Below are 12,789 nucleotides of genomic sequence, written 5' to 3'. Positions count from 1 at the left end.
TGTGATGATTTTTGTCAAGGAGTAATCATTTTCTGAAGGTTGTCCAGACAGTGAAAGTAGGTAGTCCTTCGGGTGACTGAACAACGTTTCCAAGAGATTTATGAGCACCAAAGAAGTTCATCTGTCTCGCGACGAATATGACCGGCAAGTATTTGTAGTATAATTCCTGCCATTCATCGTAGAGCGCCTTTCGCTTCTTCGGATTCATTTCTATCTGGGCTTTTTCAAAGATTTCCCAAATCCGCTTCTCCCAATCAAACATCTCCGAGAAAACAGGTGATGGAGGATTTGTGTTTCTGTTCATTGTAGAATAGTGCCAGTAGTACAGTTGCTGGCCAGGTTGCCATATAGCCTTTCTTAACTGCGGATCTGGTTGATTTCCGAAAGCCCTGATACCGCATTCAAAGTTACCAGCTCCAAACATCTGCCCAACGACCGAGGAATCAAGTATCTGGAGATTTGTTTTCACACCTATTTTCTTCAGTTCTTCGCTAAATATGTACGCGATTTGTTGATAATCCTTTGGTTGATTCTGCACCAAAATTGTGAATTCGAAAGTTGTGCCATCTGGAAAGTCTCTAAGGCCATCTTTGTTCTTGTCGACAAGTCCAAGTGAGTCAAGAATGCTGGCTGCTTTTTTCAAATCAAACGGTCTCATGAGCTGTTCCACTTTTGGGTTGTAGAACGCCTTGTTAGTTGGCAGCATGAGACCACCGCCTGGAATAGCAAGCCCGTTGTAAACTTCCTCAATTATTCTGTTCCTGTTCAGAGCATATTCCATAGCCTCTCTGAATTCAAGCTTCCTAAATATCTCTCTCAGTTTGGGGTTTGCTGTGTCAAAATTGAACGAGATATGTACAGGGCTTGGTGTAGAACCGACTGGTTTAGAAGCGAATGTCACATAAGGAGCATTCCCTGCAACCTCAATTTGCTTGAGTCTTGGGTAGTCTGCGGCAGATATGGCCATGTAGTCAATTTCGCCGGCTATAAACTTAGCAAGCCTAATTTCTGGGTCTTTAATGATTAAGTACTCGAGCTTGTCGAAGTACGGTAGCTGGTTACCATATGGATCCTTCTTCCAGAAATACGGATTCCTTTCCAAAACAATTTTTTGGTCCACAATTACCTGCGACAACTTGTAAGGACCGTTTACAACGATTTCAGACGGCGAAACGTTAGTTAGCCAGAGTTTGTTCACAGAAGCTAAATCGTTCTTATCAATCAGAGGTTCGAGTTTATGCTTTGGATAGATGTAAACAGCTGTCAAAACTGTTAAAAACGCACCGTATGGTGATGGGAGTTCAGCTCTGACAACCTTGTTGTTTATCTTTGTCCATGTGATTGGCTTGTTTACACCTTTTTCGTCGGGGATCGTAAATCTGTCAACTGAGTTACCACGCGCATATTTGTTCATCACAAAATACTGCATGGTGAATATGACATCGTCTGCTGTGATTGGTTTTCCGTCAGACCATAACGCATCCCTTAAGTAGAACCAAACCTGCTTACCATCACTGGAGACTGTCCAAGACTTGGCAAGCCCGGGTCTAATCTCGTTTGTTATTGGGTGGTACTCGACAAGTGGCGACATAAGAGGTCCCATTATAACAGTGTACGCTGAGCTATCCAGCGAACCATACAGAAGGAAGGACTCTGGTGTTGAAGCTAAAGCCAATCTAAGTGTTCCTCCGGTCTTCGGTTGTGAGGAACTGCATAGCATCTTGTCTTCGGTGAAGAATTCTGTGGCAAGTAATACAACCGATAGAACTACCAAAAACCATACAAGCAACTTTCTCATACTCTACTCACCCCCTTGGAAGTGTCCACCAAAATTATAGAACTTTGTTTGTTTTTTGCAAAATCAGAAAAAATGAGAAAGCTGTAGAATAGATCACTTAAGGAATATTATTTGCCAATATTTGCTGTAATATCATAAAAACAACATATTGTACATATGCTTCTTTGTTATATCATTTATATAGCTTCTTAAATAAGTCCTTTCGAATGGGTGATGTCATGAAGAAAAGAGTTTTAAACGGTATCGATGTATTAGACATTGAAAAACTCAAAGCATCCAATATAGCGCTCGTAATTAACTACTCATCAGTAAATCAAAAAGGGGAACATTTGCTTGACATACTGATGCGCTCTGCAATAAAAGTTGTTAGAATTTTTACTCCAGAGCACGGATTGTTCTTAAATGCTGATGGGCAAAAGATAGAGGATTTCATACATCCTCGCTACAGGATCCCGGTCACAAGTATTTACGGTTCCAGGTTCACCTTGGACTGTGATTTGTTACACGATGTAGATGTGGTTATTTACGACATTCAAGACGTAGGTTTACGATACTACACTTTCATCTATGCGCTGTCTGAGGTTGTTAAGGCGTGTGCAAAGTGTAGAAAGAAATTAGTAGTGCTCGATAGATTTAATCCGCTTGGCAGGAGGTTTTTCGGTCCAAGGATTCCACAAACACTTAATTCTATTGTAGGCGCTTATGAGCTGCCAGTTAGATATGGTCTTTCAACAGGTGAATTGGCACTGTACTATAAAAAGTTCTTTGGACTTGACGTGGAAATCGATATTATCAAATGTGTCGGCTGGAGCGGAGAAGACTTTTCAAAAATTGATACTTTTTGGAATGTTCCGTCCCCAAACTTACCAACTTTTTCTTCACTTATTTGTTATGCTGGGTTGTGTCTTTTTGAGGCTACCAACCTCAGTGTTGGTAGGGGTACAACTAAACCTTTTGAATTCATCGGTGCTCCTTGGTTGGACGAAGATGAAATGTACACTTATCTTAAGGGTAAGTTTCCGAATATGCTCTTTAGAAAAAGGCAATTCATTCCGCAGTTCCGAGAGTATGCGTATCAAGTTTGTAACGGTTTGGAATTTGTTCCCAGTCCGGAAGATAATTTTTTCGAAGTAGCAGTTGCTATTCTTGAATACTTGCAAGGCTACGAAGAATTTGAGGTGAACAATAAGAGGATAGACATGCTTGCTGGTGTCGAGAATTTTATGGAAAGCAAGGATCAGTTACTGAATTTTAATTTGAATGACTATTTTGAATTCATATCTGATGTGCTCCTCTACAAAAACGAAGATTAGTACAAGGAAAAGAACAAATTAATCTCGTGAGTAGTGGGTGGAAAACTATGTTGGAAGCAGATGCAGGCAAGGTTTTTATGATAGGAATATACGGAAAAGAGCTAACCAAAGAAACAAAAAAGCTCCTGAATGAAATTAGACCTGGATTTGTTATTCTTTTTTCAAGAAATATCTCAACGCCGGAACAAGTAAAGAAATTAACGGAGGATATTTCAAATTTTCTCGGTTACCGTCCTGTTTTTGCCGTAGACCAGGAAGGTGGTAGTGTTCTCAGACTCAAGGACGGTTTTTCAACGTTGCCAAGTGCCATGGCTTGTGCTGCAACCGGTGATCCTCAATTAGTTGAGCGTGCAGTAAATGCAATGTCCTTAGAATTAAAGGCGGTAGGTATCGATTTTAACTTGGCACCGGTTGTCGATATCAACACCGATCCGTTCAATCCTGTGATAGGTACGAGGTCTTTCGGGGACGATGCCAGTACTGTAATAGCTTTTGCCTCAGCATTCTTAGAAGGTTCAAGAAATGCAAATGTCGTGACCTGCTTAAAACACTTTCCAGGGCTTGGTAGTGTTTCTGTCGATCCTCATTACGATTTACCAGTTCTCGACAAGTCGTACGATGAACTTTTCAGCTTCGACTTATTACCTTTTAAAAGATTAAACGCTGATGCACTAATGCCGTCGCACGTTTACGTACGTTCGATCCAAAGTGACGCACTTCCTGCATCGTTGTCAAAAGAGGTTGTACAAGGAATTGCCAGAAAGGTGCTAAACTTTCAGGGCCTTATAGTGTCTGACGATTTGTTGATGGGTGGTGTGAGCAAATTCTCTGTTGAAGATAGGGTAAAGTTGGCATTTGATGCTGGAAACGATGTGTTGGCCATCTGCCATGAACCAGAGTTACAGCTGCGTGCGTTTAAAGGTTTCAAAGAAATTGTAAATCGTGACCAGACATTAAGGACAAAATTATCTAAAACACTTGAAAAGGTTATAAGAGTTATAGAGTCTGTCCAGAATATAAACCGTCCATCAATTGAGATTGTAAATTGCGAGGAACATCAAAGTTTAATGAAAACAGTTGCAGAAAGGTCGGTTACATTCGTTCGACAAGAGAATTTGGAGATTCCTTTGAATGAGGTAGATGCTATACTTACAATGGTCAACCCACCGTTCTCGCCTGTCAGCGATAATCCGGATGACAATGTACCGAAGATTGTTCTGGAACTGGCAAAACACTTCACTGTAAGGTATTCGTGGTTCTCTGAGAAAAATTTGCCAAGTTTAGAGGAGATGAAAGGAAAACATATTTTGTTATTCACTTACGATGCCTATCGAAGCGACGTTCTCAAACAGATTATTATGGAACTGGAGAAATATGCCAACGTTCTTTTGGTTGCTCTGAGAAATCCTTACGATGCACTGCTTGTTAGAAATTCGATAGCTACGTACGGAAACCTTGTGGTACAGCAAGAAGCTCTTCTGAAAGTTTTAACTGGTAAAGTAAAAGCTACAGGAATTCTACCTTTTAAAGAAAGAGAGGTGCTTTTATGATAAATTTTTCAAAAAAGTCATCCTTTGAAGAACTGGAAACAGAGAAACCAAATCCTTTGACAGAAAACATAGACCAACTTGACACACTCAGCATATTGAGGATAATAAACGATGAGGACAGGAAGGTTGCATTGGCTGTTTCGGAGGTTCTTGATAAAATTGCGAAAGTCGTCGACTTTTGCGTTGAAGCGATAAAGGATAAGGGAAGAGTAATATACGCGGGTGCGGGAACAAGCGGTCGGATAGGCTATCTCGACGCAGTTGAAGTGGTTCCCACCTTCGGAATGCCACCTGATGTATTTGTTCCATTAATTGCTGGAGGCGAGGAAGCTTTGAAAAGATCAGTCGAAGCTGTTGAGGACAACTTCGAACTTGGTAGGGAGGATGCTCGAAAAGTTACTATATCGAGTAGAGATGTAGTCATAGGTATTACAGCAAGTGGAAGAACACCTTACGTAGGAGGTGTGCTCGATGTTGCAAGAGAACATGGCGCCAGAACGGTTTTAATTTGCAACGTTTCAAAACCAGCCTTAGCGGAGTATGCGGACATCGTGATTTCAATTAAAACAGGCCCAGAGGTAATAGCCGGCAGTACAAGGATGAAGGCTGGAACATCGCAGAAGATGGTTTTGAATATGATTAGTACGACAACGATGGTTAAGCTTGGGAAAGTTTACAAAAATCAGATGGTTGACGTTCTTGTTCTCAATGAAAAGCTGAAAGAAAGGGCGATCCGAATAATTGTGAAAGTAACGGGTGTGGATTACAGAACTGCTTCTGAACATCTGAAAATTGCCGATAATAATACGAAAGTAGCTATCTTAATGATATTAACTGGAAAATCCAAAAACGAATGTGAAGTTCTTTTGGAAAACTACGGTAGTATTACACATGTGATGAGACACATAAGCACAAGCCAAGTAGAAGAAGCTCAAAATATTAAAAAGGAGGAGAGATCTTGATAAACAACCCTGCGCTTCCTTTGTATTACAAGATTTATTCCGAGTTAAGAACAAGGATTCTTAACGGGTATTATAAAGATGGAAAACTACCTCCTGAAATGGAGTTGTGCAAAGAGTTCAAGGCAAGTAGGATCACGGTAAGGAATGCGTTAGAACAGCTCAGACGCGAAGGTTTGATTGTTCGTTCCAAAGGCAGTGGTACTTTTATCAAGAGAGTAGAGAGTGAAGAAGAATTGACCAGGCTGACGGGTTTCACGGACGAGATGAAAGGAAAGAAAGTAAGCTCGAAAGTTTTGGAAAACAAGCTCGTGAGTGTTCCTCTGGAAGCTCAAGAGCAGTTCGGTTTACCAGCCGGAACCTTGGTAGTTCTGTTAAAACGTGTCAGGTACATCGATGGTAAACCTATAGCGATAGAATCGGCGTATCTAAACCCTTCTGTAGATCTCAGGATACTCAATATTCTCCACAAAGACATGGAAACTTCTTCGCTTTACCACTTTTTGCAAGACGAACTTTCAATCATGCTTTCTTACGCAGAAGAGATCCTTGAAGTTACTAAGGTTTCAAAAGAGGAAGCACAACTTTTGAACATCAAACATGGTGAGTGTGCGATACTGAGAAAAAGATACACGTACACCGAGACAGGCAAATGTGTTGAATATGTTCTGTCAGTATACAGAGGAGACGAATACAAATTCAGAGTTATCCGGAAATGAAGAAAAAGAGGTTTGATAGTAATGTCAAAGCTGGTCTTGTCAATAGACGGTGGGGGAACGACCACAAAGTTTTGCTTACTGGAAAGTCAAAACAACAAAATTGTTTACGAATCCATTGTTGAATATGGTCTTAACTTAACTGCAACTACAATTAAGCAACAGTTGATTGTTTTGAATGAAATAAAAAATCGAATTAATCATTTTTTTGAAACGCAGAATGATATAAGCACAGTTATATGCTCGGTATCAGGGGCGGGCAATGAGAAGAGAAAGAAAAATTTCGAAAATCTTGTGAAAGCCCTTTTCAAAGTGCATGTTATTGTATTATCCGATATAGAAGCGCTTAGACTTTTGTTGTTGAGAGAAAAGCCAGGGATAATTGTCATTTGCGGCACAGGCAGCATTGCTATTTCGAATAGAGGAACACGTGTAGGTGGATGGGGCCATCTATTCGGAGACGAAGCGGGAGCTTTTAGAATTGTCTTGGAAATAATAGAACGATACTGTGATTATATCGACGGTATACACGACTACGACCCTGTTTTTGATAGCCTAAAGTTTTTCTACGGTTTTTCGTCACCATATGAATTGACGAATCTACAACTGAGAAAGGACTTCAAATCGAAAATCGCATCGTTTGCATCTTCGATACCGTTGACTGATCTTACAAAACACGTTATCGAGTCCCAGGTAAACCGTTTTACGTTAAAAGTACGTCAACTTGCTAAGAAAGAGAACATTAAGGATATATACCTCTTCGGTGGAATGTTCAAGAATGAGTATTTCAAAAACACTTTTCAGCAAAAGCTCGAAGATTTCAATACCGAGGTTGTTGATAAAAAACTTCACGTTGAGCTGGCACTCAACGTGAAGTTCTGTGCGGAAGAACCTCATTAACTATCTATAAAGCACACACCTAACTTTTCTTCCTTCAACTTCCACAAAATCTACCTCTTTGCTACATTCAGGTCTGGCGAACTTACATCGTGGTGCGAAAGGACATCCAGGCGGGGGATTTATCAAACTCGGAGGTTCACCTGCATCGATAAAATTGGTGGCCGAAACTTTTTCAGGGTCGGGTGCCGCCTCTTTCAACAATTTTGTGTAAGGATGCAGTGGGTTATTCACGACTTCTTTTGCATTGCCTTCTTCAACGACGATACCTGCGTACATAACCATTATCCTATCGGATACATATTTTGCTGCGGCTAGGTCATGCGTAACATGTAGGAATGCTATCTTATAGTCATTCCTAAGTTTCAACATCAGATTTAAAATACCTGACTTTATGGAGACATCTAACATAGAAGTTGGTTCGTCTGCCAAGATTATTCTCGGTTTAGTTATAATAGCTCGCGCAAACACAACGCGTTGCCTTTGCCCCCCAGAAAGCTCATGTGGATACTTTTCCAGGTAGCTCTCAACAGGTGTCAGTTCAACTTCGTGGAGTACATCCTCGATAACTTGCTGCTTATTTTGTATCTTATGAATCTTCAGAGGCCTTTCCAACATATGTGCAATGGTTTTTGTGGGGTTGAGAGAGGCAAAGGGATCTTGAAAAACCATTTGTACGTTCTTTCTGAATTCGAGTTCCTCTTTCCTTCCAAACTTTTTAGGTAATTCTCTACCAAATAGGAAAATCTTTCCAGCTGTTGGTTCATATATCCTTGCCAAAACTCTTAGTAGGGTGGTCTTGCCACATCCACTTTCCCCAACTATTGAGACTATCTCATTTTCTTTAAGGTCCAGATCGACACCTCTAAGTGCTTTTACTGTAAGTATATTAAATCCCTTTCTAATTGAAAATTCTTTCTTTAGGTTTTCTACCTTCAGTACAGATGACACGAAACCCACCTGCCATTTCCGTCGAGTTCAATGTATCTCATCTGCGGTTTTTCAACTGCACAACGTTCGAAAGCGTAAGGACATCGTTCCTTGAATGGGCATCCTTGTATTGGTATTGCTAGGTCGACAGGTCGACCAGGTATGCTCTTGTAGGAATCCAAATCTTTTGAAATGCTTGGTAATGCTTCGATAAGCCCTTTTGTGTAGGGATGCATCGGTCTTGTGTAAACATCTCTGGCAAGGCCGATCTCGACAAGTTCTCCTGCGTACATGATTGATATCTTACTCGCAAGCTCGAATAATAGAGATATATCATGTGTGATAAAAATTGTTGAAAAATTTTCCTTTTTTCTAAGCTCTTCGATTTGCTGAAGTATAGACCTTTGCACCACAACATCGAGAGCTGTTGTCGGCTCATCCATTACAACAACGCTCGGTGATAAGAGCAGTGCCATGGCAATAACTACACGTTGCCTCATGCCACCAGACAACTGGTGCGGATAACTTTCCATGCGGTCAGCGGTAATCCCAACCAACTGCAATTTCTCTTTTACCAAGTTATATGCATCACTTTTCGAAAAACCATGGTTCCTAATTAGCACATCCGCCATTTGGTCTTTTATCCTTTTGACAGGGTTCAGCGAATTCATAGAACTCTGTGTAACCAGTGAAAGCCTCTTCCATCGTATTTTTCTTAACGTTTCGTCCGGTAAAGACAGAACGTCTACACCATCCAGCAAAACCTGACCGGACAGTATTTTTCCAGGTTTTTTTAGCAATTTCAGTGCGGCAAGCACTAACGTAGATTTTCCGCAACCTGACTCGCCTGCGATCCCATAGAAGTCCCCTTCTTCGACAGTAAGTGAGACATTTCTAACAGCGTGTACGAACCTATTCCTGAACTCATATCCAGCGTTGAGCTCTTTTATTTCAAACACAGTATCACCTCTACTCAATTCTTTATTCTTTCCACCTTATCTGGCCCTTAGCCTTGGATTTGTGATTTCATCTATCGAAAAACTGATAAGTGCGAACGCTGTACCAAGGAGTAGTATGCAAAGCCCAGGGGCAAGAACCCAATACCACATGCCGTTTAACAACGCGTTTGCATTCTGCGCCCAATATAACATCGTCCCCCACGTAATTTTACTCACATCACTGAGGCCCAAGAAAGACAAAGAAGCTTCGCCGATTATCGCATAAAGAACGGAACTGAAAAAAATAGAGGCAACGAGCGAAAGCATGTTCGGAAGCAATTCAACGAATATTGTGTAGAAATCATTCTCGCCGATAACCTTTGAAGCAAGAGCGAACTCCCTATTCTTGAGCGATAACATTTGAGACCTGATAATCCTTGCACCAGAACCCCAGCTTGTGAACGCTATGACCAAAATCACCATCAGAGGTCCTCTCACGCGCATGTACGAACTTATTACGATCATTAACGGCAATCCTGGGATAACAAGAAATATATCAGTTAGAGTTGACAAGATTCTATCTACAATACCACCGTAATAACCCGCTATCATACCGACGGTAGTTGCTATTGTTGTCATTATCAAACCTGTAGAAATGCCTATCGTGAGAGAAAGGCGAGCACCGTAGAAGACCTGAGAGAGTATATCACGCCCCATTCTGTCAGTTCCCAGCGGATGCTCCCGGGTTGGTGGTTGGTATGGCATTCCAACCGTTTTATTTGGCTCGTACTTTGTAAGAAAAGGTGCGAAGATTCCCATAAGTATGAACGTGAGAATAATAGCAATCCCTATTTTCCACTTCACGGTAACTACCCCCTAACACGTGGATCCAAAAAGGCATAGACAAAGTCCATGATGAGGTTCGCTAAAAGCACAGAGAGAGAAATAAAGAAGAATATAGCCTGTATTAACGGGAAATCCTGGCTAAGGACAGCTCTGTAAAGTTGATAACCTACACCTGGATATGAATACACTATCTCTGTTAATAGGGCTCCACTGACGACGAAACCGAGTGATATACCAAATGCAGTAATACTTGGCAATATTGCATTTCTTGCCGCGTAGTGCACCATTATATATCTCTCGTCCAAACCTTTTGCTTCCGCTAGGGTGATGAAATCTTCTGCAAGAACAGACACCATGTTGTTTCTCATTGTCAGTATCCAGCTTCCAAGGGATGCAACGATAAGTGTTATACTAGGCAGTATCGCGTGGTATATTACACTTAAGACTAAACTGAAACCTGTTAGAATCTCTGTTGTAGAGTAAGCATTCGATAACGGGAACCATCCAAGTTTATAGCCGAAAATGTACAATATTATCATCGCTAACCAGAAGTATGGAATTGCTCTTAACGAAAGTGAAAATACCAGTAACGCAGAGCCACTCAGTTTATCTCTATTCCATCCTGCATATATACCAAGAAAAGTTCCAAGCAAGAAGCTCAAAATTGTTGAGGTTCCGACTAATCCCAGAGTCCACGGGATGGAACTTTTCAGAACCTGTGACACCGGGACGGGATAGTGAAGATAAGATATACCGAAGTTCCCTGTGATCGTGTTTTTTAAGTAATCAACGAACTGTGATAATAAATTTTTATCTTTTTCTACACCAAGGGCTATTCTCATTGCCTCTATAGCTTTTTCGTCCACGTTTGGACCAAAGCGTGAAAGGATCCTTTCTGCAGGGTCACCTGGCATAAGCCTGGGAAGAATAAAATTAATCGTGAGAGCGAAGAAAAGAGTTATAACAAAGAAAAACAATCTGTTGGCAACGTACTTCAAACCTCTCACCTTCCTTACCTCAAGACAAGATTTCTTTATAAAAACAGCAACGCACTGTCGAGTTTCTTACAAAATCCCTGAGTCAACAGCAGGAAGTAATTATCGTGCGTTGCTGTTAATTTGATGAAAATCCTTTTAGAATTTCAAAAATTATCAACTCATTTTATTATTTAACAGGTTCCAAGTTCATGATGAGGTAAATTTTATCCATACCGGTAATTCTTGGTTCTACGTAAGGCTTTTTTTCATTTGGCCAGCCTGTAAAGTTCTTCGTCGAGTAAATGAACCAAACTGGATTGTAATACAAAGGAACAGCTGGTACGTTTTCAAGAAGGATTCTTTGTAACCTTGACATGATAACCTTCCTTGCAGATATGTCTGCTGTTTCCTTTATCTTCGCCAAAAGTTCGTCGGTTGTCTTATCTATCCATCCGCCTCTGTTACTACCAACGTATGCATTTGCAGAGTTCAGATGGTTATCGTAAAAATTGTACGGAGTAGCGCCGTAATTTGACCAGCTCAGAACTACGTCGAAGTTCTTGTTCCGAATTCTTTGCAAATATTCACCGTAATCTATAGGTGTAACTCTTAGCTCAACTCCGTAGTTCGCCATTTGTTGTGATAGCAACTCACAGACGGCGATCCAGTCTGTCCATCCTGCTGGAACTAATAATTCGTAACTAAGCTTAATATTACCCTTCGCAAGAATTCCATCTTTTCCTTTCTTGAAACCGGCCTGAGCAAAAAGCTTCTCTGCAGTCTTTGGGTCATACTTCCACCACAAATTCTTCAAATCTTCGCTTATCAGATACTCGTATCCAGACTTAATAACAACCGGATTCACTGGCGCAGCATAACCGGTCATTCCGATTTTGATCAACATGTCAGTATTAATTGCATATGCAAATGCTTTCCTCAAGGTCGCATCCTTGAATGGGTCTTTTGCAAGATTAAAGAACAAGAACACTGGATTACCCTCTGCAAACCAATAGTTCAGTTCTTTCCTCTGCTGAACAAGTTTCTCGATCTGTGGGAAGTTAATACCAGCCCAGTCGATTTCACCGTTTGCAACTGCCAACTGTGCACTTTCGTTGCCGCTGAACGCGGGTATTCTTATCGAATCAACTTTTACGTTTGCAGCATTCCAGTAGTTTGGGTTCTTCTTCAACGTTATAACCTGCGTGGAAAAGTTATCGAGTAGATAAGCTCCTGTTCCAACAGGATTTTCATTGGTGAACTTTGATGGATCTTCAACTTTGCTCCAAATGTGCTTTGGAAGTATGTAAACTCCCGCAACGCTATACAAATAGAGTGTGTTTACTGTTGAGAGTTTTAATTTCACGGTATAGTCGTCGACTTTTACAACCTCAGCCAGTCCACCTTTCCAAACGCCCGGAACATCAAGTGCAGGGAATTTTTTCAGCGTTTCGAATGTGAATATCACGTCATCTGCTGTAAAAGATGTTCCGTCTGACCACTTGACTCCTCTGCGCAATTTGAAAGTAATTTCTTTGTAGCCAGCACCCCATTTAAACTCTGATGCCAGCCAAGGTACAAAATCTCCTGTTTTTGTGTTCGCATATATCAATGTTTCGTAAATGAAACCTGCTGCAACGTAGCCGGTAGCACCTGCAAAATACGGGTTAAAGTTCCTCTGGAATGGACCTGTGACAGAAATTATCATGGAAAGTTCTGCACCAAGTGAAATAGTTACCATCAGTACCAACAGTGTCAGAATCGCATAAAACCTTTTCATACTTCTCACCTCTTTAAAAATGATATGGCATATAACTCGTACGGCACAATTTGTTATAATATACTATCATATTTTGACCAGATTATAC

General features: G+C 40.9%; 11 protein-coding genes. 5 read left to right on the top strand and 6 right to left on the bottom strand.

Going from position 1 to position 12,789, the window contains the following annotated elements; all coding sequences use genetic code 11:
* Window positions 1-25: 25 nt before the first annotated feature.
* A complete protein-coding gene (locus NA23_RS05200) occupies window positions 26-1,798 on the bottom strand; it encodes an ABC transporter substrate-binding protein (protein ID WP_033191757.1) in 1,773 nt (590 codons plus the stop codon).
* Between the two features lie 218 nt (window positions 1,799-2,016).
* Between NA23_RS05200 and NA23_RS05195 the strand changes: the two genes are divergently transcribed.
* From NA23_RS05195 to NA23_RS05175, 5 genes are read left to right on the top strand one after another with little or no spacing between them, the layout of a single operon-like run.
* Complete coding sequence (locus NA23_RS05195; protein ID WP_033191756.1) at window positions 2,017-3,111, top strand: exo-beta-N-acetylmuramidase NamZ family protein; 1,095 nt, start codon at window positions 2,017-2,019, stop codon at window positions 3,109-3,111.
* A 47-nt stretch (window positions 3,112-3,158) separates the two neighbouring features.
* Window positions 3,159-4,661, top strand: coding sequence for a beta-N-acetylhexosaminidase (gene nagZ, locus NA23_RS05190; RefSeq protein WP_033191755.1), 1,503 nt, complete (start codon window positions 3,159-3,161; stop codon window positions 4,659-4,661).
* Window positions 4,658-5,623: an N-acetylmuramic acid 6-phosphate etherase gene (gene murQ, locus NA23_RS05185; protein WP_052107154.1), complete on the top strand. Its 966-nt coding sequence runs from the start codon at window positions 4,658-4,660 to the stop codon at window positions 5,621-5,623. The genes nagZ and murQ overlap by 4 nt, the downstream gene beginning before the upstream one ends.
* On the top strand, window positions 5,620-6,339 hold the full coding sequence (locus NA23_RS05180; RefSeq protein WP_231882341.1) for a GntR family transcriptional regulator: 720 nt from the start codon (window positions 5,620-5,622) through the stop codon (window positions 6,337-6,339). The genes murQ and NA23_RS05180 overlap by 4 nt, the downstream gene beginning before the upstream one ends.
* A gap of 21 nt (window positions 6,340-6,360) precedes the next feature.
* On the top strand, window positions 6,361-7,236 hold the full coding sequence (locus NA23_RS05175) for a BadF/BadG/BcrA/BcrD ATPase family protein (protein ID WP_033191754.1): 876 nt from the start codon (window positions 6,361-6,363) through the stop codon (window positions 7,234-7,236).
* On the opposite strand, the gene NA23_RS05170 is transcribed toward NA23_RS05175, so the two are convergent.
* From NA23_RS05170 to NA23_RS05150, 5 genes are all read right to left on the bottom strand, one after another.
* The gene (locus tag NA23_RS05170; protein WP_033191753.1) at window positions 7,237-8,184 is read right to left on the bottom strand and encodes an ABC transporter ATP-binding protein; all 948 of its coding nucleotides are present in this window, start codon (window positions 8,182-8,184) and stop codon (window positions 7,237-7,239) included.
* The gene (locus NA23_RS05165; protein WP_052107152.1) at window positions 8,169-9,122 is read right to left on the bottom strand and encodes an ABC transporter ATP-binding protein; all 954 of its coding nucleotides are present in this window, start codon (window positions 9,120-9,122) and stop codon (window positions 8,169-8,171) included. The genes NA23_RS05170 and NA23_RS05165 overlap by 16 nt, the downstream gene beginning before the upstream one ends.
* Before the next feature lie 36 nt (window positions 9,123-9,158).
* Complete coding sequence (locus NA23_RS05160) at window positions 9,159-9,965, bottom strand: ABC transporter permease (RefSeq protein WP_033191751.1); 807 nt, start codon at window positions 9,963-9,965, stop codon at window positions 9,159-9,161.
* 5 nt (window positions 9,966-9,970) lie between these two features.
* The gene (locus tag NA23_RS05155) at window positions 9,971-10,954 is read right to left on the bottom strand and encodes an ABC transporter permease (RefSeq protein ID WP_236938637.1); all 984 of its coding nucleotides are present in this window, start codon (window positions 10,952-10,954) and stop codon (window positions 9,971-9,973) included.
* A 157-nt stretch (window positions 10,955-11,111) separates the two neighbouring features.
* A complete protein-coding gene (locus NA23_RS05150) occupies window positions 11,112-12,701 on the bottom strand; it encodes an ABC transporter substrate-binding protein (RefSeq protein WP_033191749.1) in 1,590 nt (529 codons plus the stop codon).
* Between the last annotated feature and the right edge of the window lie 88 nt (window positions 12,702-12,789).

The organism is Fervidobacterium islandicum (assembly GCF_000767275.3).
In the GTDB taxonomy this organism is placed as follows: Bacteria; Thermotogota; Thermotogae; order Thermotogales; family Fervidobacteriaceae; genus Fervidobacterium; species Fervidobacterium islandicum.
The sequence above is the reverse complement of the archived record's forward strand: the minus strand, read 5'-3'. Positions and strand labels throughout refer to the sequence as shown.